General features: G+C 74.7%; 16 protein-coding genes. 13 read left to right on the top strand and 3 right to left on the bottom strand.

All coding sequences use genetic code 11. The features are described 5' to 3' along the window. Positions 1-68: 68 nt before the first annotated feature. The 9 genes from ACIGAN_RS01035 (at position 69) to ACIGAN_RS00995 (ending at position 12,209) form a co-directional block, all read left to right on the top strand. On the top strand, positions 69-2,528 hold the full coding sequence (locus ACIGAN_RS01035; RefSeq protein ID WP_365739611.1) for an ATP-binding SpoIIE family protein phosphatase: 2,460 nt from the start codon (positions 69-71) through the stop codon (positions 2,526-2,528). A 97-nt stretch (positions 2,529-2,625) separates the two neighbouring features. Next, positions 2,626-3,351: a class I SAM-dependent methyltransferase gene (locus ACIGAN_RS01030; RefSeq protein WP_399854346.1), complete on the top strand. Its 726-nt coding sequence runs from the start codon at positions 2,626-2,628 to the stop codon at positions 3,349-3,351. A 105-nt stretch (positions 3,352-3,456) separates the two neighbouring features. Beyond that, positions 3,457-4,554, top strand: a complete 1,098-nt coding sequence (locus tag ACIGAN_RS01025; RefSeq protein ID WP_399854345.1) for an SGNH/GDSL hydrolase family protein — start codon at positions 3,457-3,459, stop codon at positions 4,552-4,554. Between the two features lie 74 nt (positions 4,555-4,628). Next, positions 4,629-5,462, top strand: coding sequence for a M55 family metallopeptidase (locus ACIGAN_RS01020; RefSeq protein WP_399854344.1), 834 nt, complete (start codon positions 4,629-4,631; stop codon positions 5,460-5,462). Then, entirely contained in the window at positions 5,455-6,768 is a 1,314-nt protein-coding gene (locus tag ACIGAN_RS01015; protein ID WP_365097891.1) for a M20/M25/M40 family metallo-hydrolase, read from the top strand. Before ACIGAN_RS01020 ends, ACIGAN_RS01015 begins: the two co-directional genes overlap by 8 nt. A gap of 4 nt (positions 6,769-6,772) precedes the next feature. Further along, complete coding sequence (locus ACIGAN_RS01010) at positions 6,773-8,740, top strand: S9 family peptidase (protein ID WP_399854343.1); 1,968 nt, start codon at positions 6,773-6,775, stop codon at positions 8,738-8,740. Continuing rightward, positions 8,737-9,669, top strand: a complete 933-nt coding sequence (locus ACIGAN_RS01005) for an LD-carboxypeptidase (RefSeq protein WP_399854342.1) — start codon at positions 8,737-8,739, stop codon at positions 9,667-9,669. Before ACIGAN_RS01010 ends, ACIGAN_RS01005 begins: the two co-directional genes overlap by 4 nt. A gap of 148 nt (positions 9,670-9,817) precedes the next feature. Further along, the gene (locus ACIGAN_RS01000) at positions 9,818-11,602 is read left to right on the top strand and encodes a CocE/NonD family hydrolase (RefSeq protein ID WP_399854341.1); all 1,785 of its coding nucleotides are present in this window, start codon (positions 9,818-9,820) and stop codon (positions 11,600-11,602) included. A gap of 46 nt (positions 11,603-11,648) precedes the next feature. Beyond that, complete coding sequence (locus ACIGAN_RS00995) at positions 11,649-12,209, top strand: GNAT family N-acetyltransferase (RefSeq protein ID WP_399854340.1); 561 nt, start codon at positions 11,649-11,651, stop codon at positions 12,207-12,209. Positions 12,210-12,227: 18 nt separating this feature from the next. Here the strand turns inward: ACIGAN_RS00995 and ACIGAN_RS00990 are convergent, their stop codons facing one another. Then, entirely contained in the window at positions 12,228-12,575 is a 348-nt protein-coding gene (locus ACIGAN_RS00990; protein WP_365739593.1) for a VOC family protein, read from the bottom strand. 48 nt (positions 12,576-12,623) lie between these two features. On the opposite strand from ACIGAN_RS00990, the gene ACIGAN_RS00985 reads away from it, so the two are divergent. Beyond that, positions 12,624-13,100 (top strand): phage holin family protein, encoded by a 477-nt coding sequence (locus ACIGAN_RS00985; protein WP_399854339.1) that lies wholly within the window; start codon positions 12,624-12,626, stop codon positions 13,098-13,100. Positions 13,101-13,292: 192 nt separating this feature from the next. Here the strand turns inward: ACIGAN_RS00985 and ACIGAN_RS00980 are convergent, their stop codons facing one another. Further along, positions 13,293-13,676 (bottom strand): hypothetical protein, encoded by a 384-nt coding sequence (locus ACIGAN_RS00980; protein WP_399854338.1) that lies wholly within the window; start codon positions 13,674-13,676, stop codon positions 13,293-13,295. Between the two features lie 49 nt (positions 13,677-13,725). Continuing rightward, positions 13,726-14,679, bottom strand: coding sequence for an LLM class F420-dependent oxidoreductase (locus ACIGAN_RS00975; RefSeq protein WP_399854337.1), 954 nt, complete (start codon positions 14,677-14,679; stop codon positions 13,726-13,728). A gap of 173 nt (positions 14,680-14,852) precedes the next feature. Here ACIGAN_RS00975 and ACIGAN_RS00970 point away from each other — a divergent pair, with 173 nt between their 5' ends. The 3 genes from ACIGAN_RS00970 to ligD are packed head-to-tail and all read left to right on the top strand — an operon-like array spanning position 14,853 to position 19,488. After that, complete coding sequence (locus ACIGAN_RS00970; protein ID WP_399854336.1) at positions 14,853-16,661, top strand: FAD-dependent oxidoreductase; 1,809 nt, start codon at positions 14,853-14,855, stop codon at positions 16,659-16,661. Beyond that, positions 16,658-18,505: a transketolase gene (locus tag ACIGAN_RS00965; RefSeq protein ID WP_399854335.1), complete on the top strand. Its 1,848-nt coding sequence runs from the start codon at positions 16,658-16,660 to the stop codon at positions 18,503-18,505. The genes ACIGAN_RS00970 and ACIGAN_RS00965 overlap by 4 nt, the downstream gene beginning before the upstream one ends. Continuing rightward, positions 18,502-19,488, top strand: coding sequence for a non-homologous end-joining DNA ligase (gene ligD, locus ACIGAN_RS00960; RefSeq protein ID WP_399854334.1), 987 nt, complete (start codon positions 18,502-18,504; stop codon positions 19,486-19,488). Before ACIGAN_RS00965 ends, ligD begins: the two co-directional genes overlap by 4 nt. Positions 19,489-19,509 lie beyond the last annotated feature (21 nt).

Raw genomic sequence — 19,509 nt, 5'->3', positions numbered from 1 at the left:
GGCCCCCGCCGTACGGTGGTGACGCCGGCACAGATCTTGCGGATCCGTGGGGAGAGAGGGCCTGGGCCATGGACCGTGGCAGCGAGCGGGAGACGCCTTGCGGCCCACAAGCCGGGCAGGGGGCGGAGCCCGCCCCGCCCGGACGCGTCCCCCTGGCCGTGGTCGTCGTCGACCGCGACGGCCTCGTGTCGCACTGGAGCCGGGGCGCACGCCGGCTGTTCGGCGTCCCCAAGGAAGAGGCCATCGGCCGCACGGCCCTGGATCTGCTCCCCGTCTCCGGCGCCCTGACCGAAGGGCGCGATGGGGCCCCGCACGCCGACGACGGCCTCGGACCCGACCTCGAATCCTCCCTGGACGGCGGGCTGTCCTACCCCGCGGCGGGCCGCGCCCGGCTCGCCGCGCCCGGCCGGGAGCGGGCCGACGTCCTGTGGTGGGCCTACCCGCTGGTCGGCCCCGGACCCGAGCGGCTCCTCGTGCTCGCCGCCGACGCGGAGGGCCTGCGCCCCGGCGACGGGACCTTCGAGCGGATCGCGCCCGGCTTCGCGCTGCACACCGACTTCCCCGGCGCGCAGGACCTCGCCCGCCGGCTGCCCGAGATCCTGCCCAGCATGAGCGTCGGCGAGAGCGCCCGCGTCGTCGGGCAGATCCTCGAACTGGGCTACCCCGTCCTGGAGTTCAGCCAGAACGACCGGGTGCCCGTCACCCCCGACTGGGGTGTGGCCCGGCGCACCGAACGCAAGGCGCGCCGCGAGCGGGCCGCCCGCGCCCGGGCCGCGGGCGAGCCCGTGCCGGAGGACCTGCGCGACGAGGCCGAGGACCTGGAGTACGCCGCCGTCCGCGAGCGCCTGGAGTTCCTCAACGAGGTCAGCGGCCGCATCGGCACCTCCCTGGACCTGTCGCGCACCGTCGTCGAGGTCAGCAGGGCCGTCGTGCCGCGGTTCACGGACGTCGCGGGCACCTATCTGCGGGAACAGGTCGTCGCGGGCGAGGGGTTCCCCGACGGTGTGCCCGACACGACGACCCTGTGGCACCGGGTCGCCGTGGAGCACACCGACGAACCCGGCCGCTGGGACGACGTCGTGCCGGTCGGCGAGGCGATGCCCTTCCCGGCCCACACGCCGTTCTTCCGGTGCATGACCACCGGCGAGCCCGTGCTCGTGCCGCGCATCGGCGAGGAGATGGGCCACGCCATCGCCGCGCAGTTCGAGAAGCGCGACATCCGGCCGCTCATCACGGGCCGCTCGATGCTGGTGGTGCCGCTGAAGGCACGCCACGTCGTCCTCGGCTTCATGATCCTGCTGCGCCACCCCGAGCGGCCCGTCTTCAACGACATGGACCGGGTCACCGGCGCCGAACTCGCCGCCCGCGCGGGCCTGGTGCTGGACAACGCGCGCATGTACACGTTCCAGGAGAACGTCGCCGAGACGCTCCAGGACAGCATGCTGCCGCACATCCCGCCCCGCATGGCGGGCTGCGACATCGCCACCCGCTACCTGCCGGGCACCCTGCTCGGACGGGTCGGCGGCGACTGGTTCGACGCGGTGAAGCTGCACGGCGGGCGCACCGCGCTCGTCGTCGGCGACGTCATGGGCCACGGCCTGAACTCGGCCGCCATGATGGGCCAGTTGCGCACGGCCGTGCAGACCATGGCCGGACTCGACCTGCCGCCCGCCCAGCTGCTGCGCAACCTCGACGACCTCGCCCAGCGCCTCGGCGACAGCTACCTCGCGACCTGCCTGTACGCGGTCTACGACCCGATCGCGGGCGAACTGCACCTCGCCAACGCCGGGCACATACCGCCCGTCCTGGTCCGGGCCGAGGACGGCCGCAGCGAGCTGCTCGACCTGCCCACGGGGGCGCCCATCGGCGTCGGCGGCGTGCCCTTCGAGGCGGTCCGGGTGCGCGTCGAGCCCGGCGACCGGCTGGTGATGTGCACCGACGGACTGGTCGAGGTGCGCGGCGAGGACATCGGCGTCGGCCTGGCCACCCTGTGCGCGTCCGCCGCCCACCCGGCCGCCTCCATGGACGACGCCTGCGACACGATCATCCGCTCCCTCAACACGCGCGGCGGACGCAAGGACGACGTGGCCCTGCTGATGGCCCGGCTCAACGGCATCGCGCCCGACGACGTGGCCGAATGGCGCCTGGCCCTGGACCCGGCCGAGGCCGGCCGGGCCCGCGCGGTGGTCCGCGAGCAACTGCACGACTGGGGACTGACCGAACTGGCCGCGCCGGCCGAACTCCTGGCGAGCGAACTCGTCACCAACGCCGTACGGCACTCCCGCGCCCGCCCGGTCGCCCTGCGCCTGGTGCGCGGTGACACCCTGCTGTGCGAGGTGGACGACGACGACCACGAGCTGCCGACGCTGCTCAGCGCCGGCCCGCTGGACGACCGGGGGCGCGGTCTGCGGGTCGTCAGCACGCTGGCCCGGCAGTGGGGGACCAGCCGCACCGGGGCCGGCAAGACGGTCTGGTTCGAGCTGACCCTGCCGCGCCGCCGCGCACCCTCCGCGCCGAACGCGAGGTGAAGGAACGCGCCGCGTCCTTGTGGCCGTGACCGGGGCGCGGTACACCGTACTGGCCCGTCGCTGAGGGCGGGATCGGTTCGCACCCCGGGGAGTGGGCATGAGCGTGACGAGTCGGTACCGGGAGTCCTGGGAGGGGTTCTGGCGTGAGGCGCCCGACGCGCCGGGGGCGGTGCTCTGGGACGCGGAGCCGGCCCTGACCGTCGGGCCGCACCTGGCCCTGTTCGAGCCTCACCTGACCGATCCCGCCCTGCCGTTGGTCGATCTCGGCTGCGGCAACGGCACCCAGACCCGGTACCTGGCCGACCGGTTCCCGCGGGTCGTGGGCGCCGACCTGTCCGCCGCCGCCCTGGAGCACGCCCGCCGGGCCGACCCCGCGGGCCGGGCGGTGTACCGGCAGCTCGACGCCGCCGAGAAGGACGCGGTTGGGGCCCTGCACGCGGAGTTCGGCGACGCCAACGTCTATGTGCGGGGCGTTCTGCACCAGTGCCGGCCCGACGACCGGCAGCCGCTCGCCGACGGGATCGCCACCCTGGTCGGCGAACGGGGCCGGGCCTTCCTCGTGGAACTCTCCGGCGCCGCCAAGGCGGTGCTCAGGGGCCTGGCGGACGGCCCGGACGGGCCGCCGCCCAAGCTGGCGCCGGTCTTCCGGCACGGCCTCGCACCGGGTGAGGTCGCCGACGAGGCCGTGCCCGCGTATCTGCGCTCGGCGGGGCTCACCGTCCTCGCGCACGGCGAACTGCCGCTGATCACCACGGATTACCGCCCCGACGGCACACGGATCGAGCTGCCGTCCCAGTGGCTGGTGGTGGGGCGCACCGGCTGAGAGCGGGGCCCCGGGACGCGCACCCTGGTGACCTTGCATTTTGTCGGTGTACCGTCACCGAGTGTTCCGTGTGTCCCTCACCCGCCCCGCCCCCGGAGGACAGCCATGCCGTCGCCCTGGTCACGGATGCTGCTCGCCTCGGCGGCCTCGGTGGTGCTGCTCGGCACCACGACCCAGGCCGCTGCCGCCGCGCCGGACGCGAAGGGCGTGTCGGCGACCGTGCACACCGCCGGACGGGTCCAGGACGCGGGAGACGTGCTCCGCTACAGCTGGCCCGGCGTGTACTTCGAGGGCCGCGTCCGGGGCACCGCGGTGGGCGTCGTGCTCGACGACCCGGCCGCCGACTACGACGTCCAGGTGGACGGGGCCACCGTCGCCACCCTCGTCGCGCCGGGCAGCACCACCCACTGGATCAGGGGCCTGCGCGACGGCGCGCACACCGTGCGGCTCGTCAAGCGGAACGACACGCCCTGGAGCACCAGTTCCTTCGGCGGCTTCGTCGCCGCCCCGGGCGGCGCCGTGCTCGCCCGGCCGGCCGCGCGCAGCCGCCAGATCGAATTCATCGGCGACTCCCTCACCGCCGGCTACGGCAATCTCTCCTCCTCCCGTGACTGCACCGACGAGCAGGTGAAGCGCACCACCAACGCCGACGTGAGCTACGGCGCCCTCACCGCCCGGAGGCTGCACGCCGACTACCAGGTCAACGCGTACTCCGGCCAGGGCATGGTCCGCAACTACAACGGAGGCTCCCCGGAGGTGAACTACCGCACCTTCTACGACCGCGCGCTGCTGAACGTGCCGGGCGACGTCTGGCAGAACCCGGGCACCTGGCGGCCGCAGCTGGTGGTGGTCCACCTCGGCACGAACGACTTCTCGACCCCGATCACCCCCGGCGAGCCCTGGACGGACGAGAGCCTGGCGGCGGCGTACCGCGGTGCCTACGCCGGTTTCCTGGAGAAGCTGCGCACCCGCCACGGCCCGGGCACCACCCTGCTCGCCGTGGGCGCCGGTTCGTTCGCCGGACACGTCGAGCAGGTCGTGCGGGAGCGCGTCGCCGCCGGGGACCGCCGGGTCCGCTTCTGGCGGCTGGACGACACCGGCCTGGACCTCGCCGGCTGCCACTGGCACTACTCGGCGCGCGACCACCGGCTCCTCGCGGACCGGCTCACCGCCCACCTGGCCGACCTGCCGATCCGCTGGTGACCACGTCGTAGCCGGTCGGGCCCGCACCGCGTAACGTGACGAACCATGAAGATCTCCACCCTGGACGGCTCGTCATGAGAATCCTCATCAGCGCCGACATGGAGGGCGCCACCGGCGTCACCTGGCCGGACGACGTGCTGCCCGGCGCGTCCCAGTGGGAGCGCTGCCGGTCGCTGTTCACCTCCGACGTCAACGCCGCCGTGCTCGGCTTCCTCGACGGCGGCGCCGACGAGGTGCTCATCAACGAGGCCCACTCGACGATGCGCAACCTGCTGCTGGAGCAGCTCGACGAACGGGCCCAGATGCTCACCGGGCGGCACAAGGCGCTGTCCATGGTGGAGGGCGTGCAGTACGGCGACGTCGACGGCGTCGCGTTCGTCGGCTACCACGCCGGCGCCGGGATGGAGGGCGTCCTGGCCCACACCTACCTGGCCAACTCCATCACGGGCGTGTGGCTGAACGACGTGCGGGCGAGCGAAGGGCTGCTCAACGCCCGTGTCGCCGCCGAGTTCGGGGTGCCGGTCGTGCTGGTCACCGGGGACGACGTGGCCTGCGAGGACGCGCTCGGGTACGCGCCGCAGGCGCTGAAGGTCGCGGTGAAGGACCACGTCTCCCGCTATGCCGCCGTGTGCCGCACGCCCGCGCGCACCGCCGCCGACATCCGGGCCGCGGCCAAGGAGGCCGCGGCCCTGGCGGTACGTCAGGAACCGGCGCGGGACGGGCCGTTCACCGTCGCCGTCGAGTTCGACGCGGAGCACCTGGCGATGGCCGCCACCGTCGTGCCGGGTGTAAACCGGATCGCGGAGCGGACGGTGGCCTACACGAGCGGGACCATGTACGAGGGCATCCGCACCTTCAAGGCGGTCACCACGATCGTCGCGGCCGCGGTGGAGGAGCAGTATGGCTGAGCAGGTGGACGAGCAGGCCCTGGCCGAGGTCGTGACGTACACGTCCGACCTCATCCGCATCGACACCACCAACCGGGGCGGCGGCGACTGCCGGGAGCGGCCCGCCGCCGAGTACGCCGCCGCCCGGCTGGCCGAGGCCGGCATCGAACCGGCCCTCCTGGAGCGCACCGAGGGACGCACCAACGTCGTCGCCCGCGTCGAGGGCACCGACCCCTCGGCCGGCGCGCTGCTCCTGCACGGCCACCTCGACGTCGTGCCCGCGGCGGCCGCCGACTGGAGCGTGCACCCCTTCTCCGGGGAGATCCGCGACGGGGTCGTCTGGGGGCGCGGCGCCGTCGACATGAAGAACATGGACGCGATGATCCTGGCCGTGGTGCGCGGCTGGGCCCGCCGGGGCGTCCGGCCCCGCCGGGACGTCGTCATCGCGTTCACCGCCGACGAGGAGGCCAGCGCCGCGGACGGCGCCGGGTTCCTCGCCGACCGGCACGCCGCGCTCTTCGAGGGCTGCACCGAGGCCGTCGGCGAATCCGGCGCGTTCACCTTCCACGACGGCGGCGGACGGCAGATCTATCCCATCGCCGCCGGGGAACGCGGCACCGCCTGGCTCAAGCTCACCGCGCGCGGACGCGCGGGCCACGGCTCCAAGGTCAACCGGGACAACGCCGTCACCCGTCTCGCCGGCGCCGTCGCCCGGATCGGCGCGCACGAGTGGCCGCTGCGCCTGACCCCCACCGTGCGCGCCGCGCTCACCGAACTCGCCGCGCTGTACGGCATCGAGACCGACCTCACCGACGTGGACACCCTGCTGGACAAGCTGGGCCCCGCGGCCGGGCTCGTCGAGCCGACCCTGCGCAACAGCGCCAACCCGACCATGCTGGACGCCGGTTACAAGGTCAACGTGATCCCCGGCGAGGCCGTGGCCCACATCGACGGCCGGTTCCTGCCCGGCGGCGAGGAGGAGTTCCGCGCCACGCTGGACCGGCTCACCGGCCCGGACGTGGAGTGGGAGTTCCACCACCGCGAGGTGGCCCTGCAGGCGCCGGTGGACTCGCCGACCTTCGCCCGGATGCGGGCCGCTGTCGAGGAGTTCGCGCCGGAGGGCCACGTCGTGCCGTTCTGCATGTCCGGCGGCACGGACGCCAAGCAGTTCTCCCGCCTCGGCATCACCGGCTACGGCTTCACCCCGCTGAGGCTGCCGGACGGCTACGACTACGCTGCGATGTTCCACGGCGTCGACGAGCGGGTACCGGTCGAGGCGCTGCACTTCGGCGTCCGCGTCCTCGACCGGTTCCTGCGGACCGCCTGACCGAGTGGGGGAGACGGTGCGGACGCTGGCGTACGGGGCCTGGCCCTCGCCCATCGACGCGGCCCTGGCCGCCGCGCACGACGGGCACCCGGAGTACCTGGGCTTCGTGGGTGACGAGGTGTGGTGGACCGAGCCGCGCCCCGCCGAGGCAGGCCGGCGCACCCTAGTACGGCGGCACACCGACGGCCGGGAGGAGCCGCTGCTGCCCCCGCCGTGGAACGTGCGCAGCCGGGTCATCGAGTACGGCGGGCACCCCTGGGCGGCCCTGCCGGGCGACGACGACGGCCCGCTGGTGGTGTTCGTGAACTTCGCCGACCAGCGGCTCTACCGCTGCCGGCCGGGCGGCGAACCGAGCCCGCTCACGCCCGTCTCCCCGGTGGGCGCCGGCCTGCGCTGGGCGGAGCCGCTGCTCCGGCCGGAACACGGCGAGGTGTGGTGCGTGCTGGAGGAGTTCACCGGAGAGGGGCCCACCGACGTGCGCCGCGTGCTGGCCGCCGTACCGCTGGACGGCTCCGCCGCCCAGGACCGGGGCGCCGTGCGGGAACTCACCGACGGCCGGCACCGGTTCGTGACCGGGCCGAAGCTCTCGCCCGACGGGCGGCGGGCGGCCTGGCTCGCCTGGGACCACCCGCGCATGCCCTGGGACGGTACCGAGCTGGTCCTCGCCGACGTCGGCGACGACGGCACCCTGCGCGGCGCCCGTACCGTGGCCGGCGGGCCCGGGGAGGCGATCGCCCAGGCCGACTGGACGCACGACAACCGCCTGCTGCACGCGAGCGACCGCACCGGCTGGTGGAACCTGTACCGCGACGGGCAGCCGGTGTGCCCGCGCGAGGAGGAGTTCGCCGACGCCTTGTGGAAGCTGGGCTCCCGGTGGTTCACGCCCCTGGCGAGCGGACTCGTCGCCGTCGTCCACGGCCGGGGCGCCACCGCCCTGGGCGTCCTCGACCCCGAGACGGGCGAGGTCGTCGACGCGGCCGGGCCCTGGACCGAGTTCGCGCCCACCCTCGCGGCCCACGGCGAACGGGTCGTCGCCGTGGGCGCCAGCCCGCGCAGCGCCTACGAGGTCGTGGAACTGGACACCCGCACCGGCCACGCGCGCGTGATCGGCGCCGAGCACGACGACGCCGTCGACCCCGCCTTCTACCCCGAGCCGCAGATCCGCACCTTCACCGGCCCGGACGGGCGCGACATCCACGCCCACATCTACCCGCCGCACCACCCCGCCTGCGTCGCGCCCGGCGACGAACTGCCGCCGTACGTCGTGTGGGCGCACGGCGGGCCCACCGGCCGGGCCCCCCTCGTGCTCGACCTGGAGATCGCCTACTTCACCTCGCGCGGCATCGGCGTCGCCGAGGTCAACTACGGCGGCTCCACCGGCTACGGCCGCGCCTACCGCGAGCGGCTGCGCGAGCAGTGGGGCGTGGTCGACGTCGAGGACTGCGCCGCCGTCGCCCTGGCCCTCGCCGGCGAGGGCACCGCCGACCGCGCCCGGCTCGCCGTGCGGGGCGGCAGCGCGGGCGGCTGGACCGCGGCCGCCTCGCTCACCACGACCGACGTCTACGCCTGCGGCACCATCAAGTATCCGATCCTCGACCTGACCGGCTGGGGCACGGGGGAGACCCACGACTTCGAGTCGCTGTACCTGGAGAGCCTGATCGGCCCGCTCGCCGAGGTGCCCGCGCGGTACGCCGAACGCTCGCCCGCCGCCCACGCCGACCGCCTGCGCGTGCCGTTCCTGCTGCTGCAGGGCCTCGACGACGTGATCTGCCCGCCCGTCCAGTGCGAGCGGTTCCTGGCCCGGCTGGCGGGCCGGGGGGTGCCGCACGCCTACCTCGCCTTCGAGGGGGAGGGGCACGGGTTCCGCAGGGCGGAGACCATGGTGTCCGCCCTGGAGGCCGAACTCTCCCTGTACGCCCAGGTGTTCCGGCTGGACCCGCCCGGCGTCCCCACCCTGGAGCTCACCCGGTGAAACCGCTCGTCCGGCCGCCCCGGCTCACCCCCGGCGCCCGCGTGGCCGTCGTCGCCCCCAGCGGCCCGGTGCCCGAGGAGCGGCTGCAGGCCGGGCTCGACATCCTGCGCGGCTGGGACCTGGACCCGGTCGTGGCGCCCCACGCACTGGGCCGGCACGGGACGCTGGCCTACCTGTCCGGCACGGACGAGCAGCGGGCCGCCGACCTGCAGAACGCCTGGTGCGATCCGTCGGTCTCCGCGGTGCTGTGCGCCCGGGGCGGCTACGGCGCGCAGCGCATGGTGGACCTGCTCGACTGGGACGCGATGCGGGCGGCGGGCCCCAAGGTGTTCGCCGGGTTCAGCGACATCACCGTCCTGCACCAGGCCTTCGCCACCCGCCTGGGCCTGGTCACCCTGTACGGGCCCGCGGCCGCCGGCGTCGACTTCCTCAAACAGGCCCGCGCCCAGGAGCAGTTGCGGGCCACCCTCTTCGATCCCGAGTCCGTGCGGACCCTCACGGCCCTTCCCCCGGGCCGCCCCGCGCTGGTCCCCGGCCGGGCCCGGGGCGTCACCCTGGGCGGCTGCCTGAGCCTGCTCGCGAGCGACCTCGGTACCCCGCACGCCCCGGCCGGTGCCCGGGGCGGGCTGCTGCTGATGGAGGACGTCGGCGAGAGCGCGTACCGCCTGGACCGGTGTCTGACCCAGCTGCTGCGCTCCGGCTGGCTGGACGGGGTCGCGGGGATCCTGCTGGGATCCTGGGCCGCCTGCGGACCGTACGAGGAACTGCGCGCGGTCTTCGCCGACCGGCTGGGCGGCCTCGGCGTGCCGGTCGTGGAGGAGTTCGGGTTCGGGCACGGCGACGGCGCGCTGACCGTGCCCTTCGGCGTCACGGCCGAACTCGACGCCGGCGCGCGCACCTTGACGCTCGACGAACCGGCGCTGAGCTGAACGGGCCGGTCACTGACATGTCGTCAAGAAAACCCCCGTGGGGGTGATTGACGCCTCCTGACACGTGTCACACCATGACTACCGGCCAGTACCTACTGGTCGGTATCCAGGTTCGCCGGGTGCCGTCGCCCTCACCGTGGAGGTCCGTGTGTCCCGACGCGTGCCCAGATTCCGCCCGCCCCTCGCTCTCGCCCTGGGCGCGGCCCTGGCCGCCCCGCTCGCCCTCACCCCGCCCGCGACGGCGGCCGGCTCACCCACCGTCACCCCGCTGACGTTCACCGTCCGGGCGGGCGGCCGGACCTGCACGGTCGACGCCGACCTGTACCGCCCGCAGGGCGTGGACCGCCAGCACCCGGCGCCCGCCGTGCTCGGCACCAACGGCTTCGGCGGCAGCAAGGCGGACGGCTCGACCGACACCATCGGCAAGGCCTTCGCCCAGCGCGGATACGTCTCGCTCGTGTACTCGGGGCTCGGCTTCGGCCGCAGCGGCTGCCTCATCTCCCTCGACGACCCGGACATCGACGGCGCCGCCGCAGCACAGCTCGTCGACTTCCTGGCCGGTGAACGCGCCGCCGACGACGGCACCACCGCCGACTTCGTCACGCGCGACGCCCCCGGTGACCCCCGGGTCGGCATGATCGGCGGCTCCTACGGCGGCGCCGTGCAACTGGCGACGGCCGCCGTCGACCACCGCCTCGACGCGCTCGTCCCCATGATCACCTGGAACGACCTGGCGTACGCGCTCGACCCGAACAACGCCGTCGGCGCCACCGGCGTCCCGGGCGCCTTCAAATGGCAGTGGACCAACGGCTTCTACCTCATCGGCGAGGGGCAGCCGCTGCTCCAGCCGGGCCTCGACCCGTCCCGCATCAACTCCCTGACCTGCCTGCACTTCGTCACCGAGGCCTGCCGGACCGTGCACACCCTCAACTCCGGCCGCTACCCGGCCGACCGCACCGCCGAGCTGCTCGCCTTCGCACGCCGCGTGTCACCGGCGTCGTACCTGCACCGCGTCGAGGCGCCCACGCTGCTGGTGCAGGGGCAGGCCGACACCCTGTTCAACCTCAACGAGGCGACGGCCACGTACCGGGCGCTCGAGGCGCAGGGCACGCCCGTGAAGATGATCTGGCAGTCCTGGGGGCACAGCGGCGGCATCACCGGCCCCGCGGCCGCCGGCGAGCTCGACCTGTCGAAGGGCAACCTGGAGACCAGCTACGTCGGCCGGCGCGTCCTCGCCTGGTTCGACCGGTACCTGCGCGAGCGGGCGGGCACCGACACCGGGCCCGCCTTCGCCTACTACCGCGACTGGGTCACCGACCCGGACCGCGCCTACGCCACCGCCGACCGCCTGCCCGCCCTGAACCGCACCCTGTACCTCTCCGGCGACGGCAGGCTCGTCGGCCACCGCGGCCAGGTGGCACCCGGCCGCCGCACCTACACCAACGGGGTGATCCCCACCAGCCATTCGGAGAGCTCCCTGGCCGGACTCCTCGGGGTGCCCGACTCGCCGCCGCACGACACCAGGGGCACCCACCTCGCCTGGACCAGCGCCCCGCTGCGGCGGCCCCTCGACGTCGTCGGCGCGCCCCGGGCCACGCTCGAGGTCGTCTCCCCGGCGGCGGAACGCGTCCAGCACTCGGGCGACGCGGCCGACAAGCTCGTCCTGTTCGCCAAGGTCTACGACGTCGCCCCCGACGGCACCCGCACCCTGGTGCGCCGCCTGGTCGCGCCCGTCCGGGTGCCGGACGTGACCAAGCCCTTCACGGTCACCCTGCCCGGCATCGTGCACCGCTACGAGACCGGGCACCGGCTGCGGTTCGTGATCGCGGCCAGTGACGACGCCTACTTCGGCAACCGCGGGATCAAGTCGGTGACCGTCGTCAGCGGGCCCGGCCGCACCGGGACGCTCCAGCTGCCCGCGGCCGGCTCCTGAGCCACCGGTCCGGGGAGGTCACCGGAGGGCGGGTTACTGTGGCGGGGTGCCCCACAACGCATCCCCCTACCTCGCCGAAGGCCCCCGGGTGGGCGTACGGCACTTCACCCTCGAGGACGGCGCCGAGTTCACCGCGCGGGCCCGGGAGAGCAAGGACCTGCACCACCCCTGGCTCTTCCCGCCCCTCACCGTCCAGGCCTACACCGCCTACGCGGGCCGGCTGATCGAGGACCCCACCAAGGCCGGCTTCCTGGTCTGCGAGAAGGACGACGGCGCCCTCGCCGGATTCATCAACATCAACAACATCGTCGAGGGCGGCTTCCGGTCCGGGGCCCTCGGCTACGGGGCCTTCGCGCACGCCGCCGGACGCGGGCTGATGCGCGAAGGGCTGGACCTCGTCGTGGGGTACGCCTTCGGCCCCCTGCGGCTGCACCGGCTGGAGATCAACGTCCAGCCCCGCAACACCGCGTCGATCGCCCTGGCCCGCGCCTGCGGGTTCCGCCTGGAGGGTTTCTCGCCCGACATGCTCTTCGTCGACGGGGCCTGGCGCGACCACGAGCGCTGGGCGCTCACCACCGAGATGGTCGGCGGTCCCCGGCGGCGCTGAGCGGGGACCGGGCCGGGATCAGGTCCGGCGGTCCACGTACTCGTAGACCGAGCCGTCCGGGTGCAGGGCGATCAGGTTGCGGCCCGCCGGTGAGGCGATCGGGCCCGCGACGACGTGGGCCCCCAGCTCGGTCAGCACCTTGTGGGTCTCCTCCACGTCCGTCACGGCGATCGTCGCCGCCACCTTGCGCAGCAGCTCCAGTTCGGCCGGCGGGCCGCTCATCAGCAGGAAGCAGCCGATCGCCGCCACCTGGACACCGCCCCGTTCGAAGCGCTGGGCGCTGCCGCCCGCCAGCCGCTCGTAGAAGGGGATCGCCGTCTCGAGGTCGTCGACGCAGACGCGCAGTGTGGCACCCAGAATCTCCATGCCCACGAGCCTAGTTACCGGCCGGGGGGCGAGGGTACCCGACCGGGCATGAAGCCGTTGGATCACCTGGAGCATCTGGACAAGCACCTGGTCGACGAACTGGCGCAGGTGGCGCGCGAGACCGTACGGGACGAACTGCGCGAGCAGACGCGCAAGCAGCGGCGCAAGGCCGCGCTGTACGCCGCGTCCGGCGCCCTCGCCCTGTACGCGGGCGCGGCGGTCGCGCTCGCCGTGGGACTGGCCCTGGCCCTCGTCCTGCCCGACTGGACCGCCGCGCTGATCACCGCCGTGCTCCTGGGCGCCCTGGCCTACCTGCTGCGCGGCATGGCCAGGCCCTCCCGGCCCGGTGGCGGGCACGCGGCCGGCACGGTCCCGGGCCCCGGCGGAGCGCACCGGGCCGGCGGCGTGCCCGTCCCGCCCGTCCCGCCGGCCCCGCCCGTCGCGGGCGGCCCCGCCGGGCCCGCCCCCGGCACCGTGCCCCCGCGGCCGGCCGGCGACCCGGACGTCCCGCACCAGCGGGGCTGACGCGCGACCGGGCCCGCGCGGCGATTCCCGCCGAGGGCATACGAGGGCATAGCAGGCCGGAGGCCCTGTGGATCGCTCCACAGGGCCTCCGGCCTGCTCGGTCCGGCAGCGTTCTGCCAGGTCCGCCCGGCCGGGTGGCGCGGGCGCCGGGCCGGTCCGGCCGCGGTGCTGCTCGGCGGTCGTCGAGGGCGGTCAGCGCGGCTCTGCGGTGGGCAGGGGCTCGTCCGTGGCGCCGAGGAAGCCCAGCAGTACCCGGGCCTCCGCCCGGAGCCGTTCGGCGCGGGCGGCGTGCGCGGGGGCGGTCAGCCGGGCCGCCGCCTCCAGCCTCTCGTCGGCCTCGGCACGCACCACGGCGAGCACCTCGTCCTCGGCGAGTTCACGCCGGGCCACCTCCGTGGCGCCGGCACCGGCCGGCGAGGCCTCCAGCGCCCCGGCGCGCGGCGCGCGCTCGTCCGCGGGAACCGCCTCGGCGTTGTCCAGCGCGGCCAGCGCCCCGCGCAGAGCGCTCACCGCGGCCTTGTCACCGGACCGGATCGCCTCCGGCAGGGCGGTACGCAGACGCAGACGAAGCAACATGCCGGCGACTGTAGGCGACCCGGTCCCGCGCCACCTCCCGTTTTCGCGCTCACTGCAGCTGCGGCAGCACCTTCGTGCGGTAGAAGTCGAAGAAGCCGCGCATGTCCGGGCCGATCTGGTTGACGTAGACCCGGTCGAAGCCGGCGTCGGCGAACTGCTTCAGCTCCGCCACGTGTTCGTCCACGTCGTCGCCGCACACCCGGTTCTCGCGCACCATGTCCTCGGTGACCAGCTGCTGCGCCTGCTCGAAGTGCTTGGGCGAGGGCAGCACCTGGCCCAGCTCGCCGGGCAGTTGCTCGTTCGCCCAGAGCCGGTGGACGGTGCGCACGGCCTCCTCCTTGTCGGTGCCGTAGCAGACCTTGGTGCCGCCGCTGACCAGCTTTCCGCCGCCCCCGCCCTTGCGGTACTGCTCCACCATCGTCTCGTCGGGCACGACCGTGATGTAGCCGTCGCCGACGCGGGAGGCGAGCGCGGTCGCCGCCGGGCCGAAGCCGGAGATGTCGATCGGGATCGGCTCGTCCGGGACCGTGTACAGGCGGGCGTTCTCCACCGTGTAGTGCGGGCCGTGGTGGTTGACCTCCTCGCCCGTGAACAGGCGGCGCATCACCTGGATGGCCTCCTCCAGCATGTCGAGGCGGACGTGCGCCGGCGGCCAGTGGTCGCCCAGGATGTGCTCGTTGAGGGCCTCGCCCGAGCCGACGCCGAGCCGGAACCGGTTGTTCGTCATCACCGCGCTGGTCGCCGCGGCCTGCGCCACCACCGCCGGGTGCATCCGCACGGTCGGGCAGGTCACCGCCGTCTCGATCGGCAGGGACACCGCCTCGGACAGGGCGCCGATCACCGACCACACGAACGGGCTCTGGCCCTGCTCGTCGTTCCACGGGTGGTAGTGGTCGGAGATCCACAGCGACTGGAAACCGGCCTGCTCGGCCATGCGCGCCTGCTCGACCAGCTCCGCGGGTCCGTACTGCTCGCACGAGAGGAAGTAACCGTACTCGGGCATGGGGGAGTGCCTCCGCGACGTCGGCGGTCCGTGTCCCGCACCGGGTACCCGGGCGCGCGGCCGGAAACCGGCGGCATCCGCCCGGGCCGCCCCCCGGCGGACGTTTGGGTGCCCTGGCCAGGGGGACGCGGAAGGCTCCCGAGGTTCGCGACAGCGCCGGAGGCGAGTCAGCCGTGAGTCGACCCCGCATCCTCGTCGTCGGTGCCGGCTTCGCCGGTTACCGCACGGCCCGCACCCTGTCCCGCATCACCCGGGGCCGGGCCCGCATCACCCTGCTGAACCCGACCGACTACTTCCTCTACCTGCCCCTGCTGCCCCAGGTCGCCGCGGGCATCCTGGAGCCGCGCCGGGTCATGGTCTCCCTCTCCGACACGCTGCGCGGCGTACGACTGGTGCTGGGCGAGGCCGACCGGATCGACCTGGACGAGCGCGCCCTGCACTACACGGGCCCCGAGGGCGAGGAGGGCACCCTCGCCTACGACCGGCTGGTGCTCACCGCGGGCAGCGTCAACAAGCTGCTGCCGATCCCCGGCGTCGCCGAGCACGCGCACGGGTTCCGCGGGCTGCCCGAGGCGCTGTACCTGCGCGACCACGTGACCCGGCAGGTGGAGCTCGCGGCCGCCGCCGACGACCCGAAGACGTGCGCCGCGCGCTGCACCTTCGTCGTGGTGGGCGCGGGCTACACCGGCACCGAGGTCGCGGCGCACGGGCAGCTGTTCACCGACGGTCAGGTCCGCAGGCACCCGCTGCGGCGGGGCATGCGGCCGCGCTGGATCCTGCTGGACGTGGCGCCGCGCGTGCTGCCCGAGATGGACCGGAAGCTGTCGGCCACGGCCGACCGGGTGCTGCGGCAGCGGGGCGTGGACGTGCGGATGGGCACCTCCGTCAAGGAGGCCACGCACGACGGGGTGGTGCTGACCGACGGCGAGTTCGTCGAGACGCGGACCCTGGTGTGGTGCGTGGGCGTACGGCCCGACCCGCTGGTCGAGTCCCTCGGGCTGCCGATGGAGAAGGGGCGGCTGCTCGTCGACCCGCACCTGCAGGTGCCGGGGCGGCCGGAGGTGTTCTCCTGCGGTGACGTGGCCGCCGTGCCCGATCTGGAGAAGCCGGGCGCCTACACGCCGATGACCGCGCAGCACGCCTGGCGGCAGGGCAAGGTCGCCGCCGGGAACGTCGCCTCGTCGCTGGGCCTCGGCGGGATGCGCAAGCCGTACCGCCACCGCGACCTGGGCTTCGTCGTCGACCTGGGCGGGGCGAAGGCCGCCGCCAATCCGCTCGGCGTGCCCCTCTCGGGCGTACCGGCGGGTGCGGTGACCCGGGGCTACCACCTCGCCGCCATGCCGGGCAATCGCGTGCGGGTCGCCGCCGACTGGCTGCTCGATGCGGTACTGCCGCGGCAGGCCGTGCAGTTGGGGCTCGTACGGTCCTGGTCCGTGCCGCTGGACACGTCGTCCCCGGAGGTCGCCCGGGTGCCGGGCGGACCCGGGCAGCGGCAGGACGCGGGCGCGCGGCCGGGGCCGGGGGCGGCGATCGCGGCCGCCGCGCAGGACGCAGGGACCGGCACGGGTGCCGACGGGGCCCGGGCCGGTGACGAGCCCGCGAAGGGGCGGCCCGGACCCGCTCCGGCCGGTCCGCGGCCGGGGTCCGGGCCGGCGGAGCTGCGCCGGTTCGAGTCGGACGCGGCGAAAGGACGCCCGGACGACGGAACTTCCGGTGACCACCGGGGCTCCGGCTCCGCGGTGCTGCGCCGCTCCGAGTCGGACACGGCCAAGGGCCGCCCGCGCGACGCGACGCCGGCAGCCGGTTCGGGCGGCGAGCCGCAGCCCGGTCAGCCGGAACCGGCGGGCACCGAGCCGGCGAGGAGCCGGCCCGGTGGCGGGTCCGCCGAGGAGCCCCCGGCCCCCGGCCCGCCCCCGGGATCCTCCCCCGGCCCCGTCAAGCGCACCGACCTCCCGGACGACTCCGCGAAAGGAGACTCATGAACACCGGTGAACTCACCGACCTCGGACAGCAGTTGCGCGTGGACAGCGTCCGCGCCGCCGCCGCGGCGGGCTCCGGGCATCCGACGTCCTCGATGTCCGCCGCGGACCTGATGGCCGTGCTGTTCGCCCACCACTTCCGCTACGACTTCGACCGCCCGGCCCACCCCGGCAACGACCGCTTCGTGCTGTCCAAGGGGCACGCCTCACCGCTGATGTACGCCGCGTACAAGGCGGCCGGCGCCATCGACGACGAGGAACTGCTCACCTTCCGCAAGCTGGGCAGCCGCCTCGAAGGGCACCCCACCCCGCAGCGCCTGCCGTGGGTCGAGACGGCCACCGGCTCGCTCGGGCAGGGCCTGCCCGTCGGCGTCGGCATCGCGCTGGCCGGCAAGCGCCTGGACCGCGCCGACTACCGCACCTGGGTGCTGTGCGGCGACAGCGAACTGGCCGAGGGATCCGTGTGGGAGGCGGCCGAGCACGCCGGCCACGAGCACCTCGACAACCTGACCGTGATCGTCGACGTCAACCGGCTCGGCCAGCGCGGCCCGACCCGGCACGGCCACGACCTGGACGCCTACGCCCGCCGCTTCCAGGCCTTCGGCTGGCACACGATCGAGGTGGACGGCCACGACGTGGACGCCGTCGACCGCGCTTACGGCGAGGCCGCCTCCACCAAGGGCCAGCCCACCGCGGTCCTCGCCCGCACCCTCAAGGGCAAGGGCGTCGAGGGCGTCCAGGACCGCGAGGGCCTGCACGGCAAGCCGCTGCCCGACGCCGACGAGGCGATCGCGGAGCTCGGCGGCCCGCGCGACCTGCGGATCCGGGTGCAGGAGCCGCCCGCCACCCGCATGCTGCACTCCGTCCACACCGGGGACATCACGCTCCCGCGCTGGGAGCGGGGCGAGGAGGTCGCCACCCGCAACGCCTTCGGCGAGGCGCTGGCCGCGCTCGGCACCGGCCGCGGCGACATCGTCGCCCTGGACGGCGAGGTGGGCGACTCCACCCGCGCCGAGGCCTTCGCCAAGGAGCACCCGGACCGCTACTTCGAGTGCTACATCGCCGAGCAGCAGCTGGTCGCCTCGGCGGTCGGGCTCGCCTCCCGCGGCTGGGTGCCGTACGCGGCCACCTTCGCGGCCTTCCTGACCCGGGCGTACGACTTCATCCGCATGGCCTCGGTCAGCGGTTCCGGCATCAACCTCGTCGGCTCGCACGCCGGTGTCGCCATCGGCCAGGACGGGCCCAGCCAGATGGGCCTGGAGGACCTGGCGATGATGCGGGCGGTGCATGGCGCGACCGTGCTGTACCCGTGCGACGCCAACCAGACCGCCCGGCTCGTCGGCGCCATGGCCGGCCTGGAGGGCATCCGCTACCTGCGCACCTCCCGCGGCGAGAGCCCGGTGATCTACGGCCCGGACGAGGACTTCCCGGTCGGCGGCAGCAAGGTGCTGCGCTCCTCCGGCGAGGACCGGCTGACGCTGGTCGCCGCGGGCGTCACGGTGCACGAGGCGCTGGCCGCCGCCGACGCGCTCCAGGAGCAGGGCATCCGGGCGCGGGTGATCGACCTGTACTCGGTCAAGCCCGTCGACCGTGCCACCCTGCGCCGGGCGGCCGAGGAGACCGGCTGCCTGGTGACCGTGGAGGACCACCACCCGGAGGGCGGCATCGGCGACGCCGTCCTGGACGCGTTCACCGACGGCCGCCCCGTGCCGCGCCTGGTCCGGCTCGCCGTACGGACCATGCCCGGCTCGGCGTCCCCGGACGAGCAGCTGCGCGCGGCCGGCATCGACGCGGAGTCGATCGCGGCGGCCGGACGGCTGCTGGTGGAGGAGGCGGTCGTGCCGTGAGCGGCGGTGAGGGCGCCCGCAGGGTGCGGGCGGGCCGCCGCACGGTGGAGGTGCACCGGCCGGACAAGGTGCTCTTCCCCGGCGACGGCGACGGCGACGGCGACGGCGACGGCGAGGGCCGGGGCGAAGGCGACGGCAGCGGCGGCGACGCCGGGGGGTACACCAAGGGCGACCTGGTCGACTACCACCGGGCCGTCGCGCCCTTCATGCTGCCGCACCTGCGCGGCCGGCCCCTGATGCTGGAACGGCACCCGGACGGCATCGCGGGGCCCCGGTTCATGCAGAAGAACACCCCGGAGCACTACCCGGAGTGGATCAGGCGCGTCGAGCTGGCCAAGGAGGGCGGCACCGTCCGGCACGCCGTGTGCGACGACACCGCCACCCTGCTCTACCTGGTCGACCAGGCGAGCATCACCCTGCACCGCTGGCTGTCCCGCGCCGACCACCCGCACCACCCCGACCGGATGGTCTTCGACCTCGATCCGGCGGGCGACGACTTCGAGGCCGTCCGGGAGGCGGCCGGCCTGCTCGGGGAACTGCTCGACGAGCTGAAGCTGCCGTCCGCGCCGATGACCACCGGCTCGCGCGGGCTGCACGTGGTCGTGCCGCTGAACGGCCGGCACGACTTCGACGAGGTGCGCGCCTTCGCCCGGGACGTGGCCGACACCCTCGCCGGCGCCCACCCCGAGCGGCTCACCACCGCCGCCCGCAAGAAGGAGCGCGGCGAGCGGCTGTACCTCGACATCCAGCGCAACGCCTACGCGCAGACCGCCGTCGCGCCCTTCACCGTCCGCCCCCTGCCGGGCGCGCCCGTGGCCACCCCGATCACCTGGGAGCAACTGGACGACCCGGAACTGACCGCCCGCCGCTGGACCGTCGCCGACGCGGTCGAGCAGGCGCGCACCAACCCCTGGTCGGGCCTGCTGGACCGGGGCCGGGCGCTGGGGCCGGCCCGGCGGCGGCTGAACGCCCTGCGCGGCTGAGCCCGTCCGCCCCGGATGCGG

Source organism: Streptomyces sp. NPDC085931 (assembly GCF_044540565.1).
Taxonomy (GTDB): Bacteria; Actinomycetota; Actinomycetes; order Streptomycetales; family Streptomycetaceae; genus Streptomyces.
This window is presented reverse-complemented; position numbering and strand designations above follow the sequence as displayed.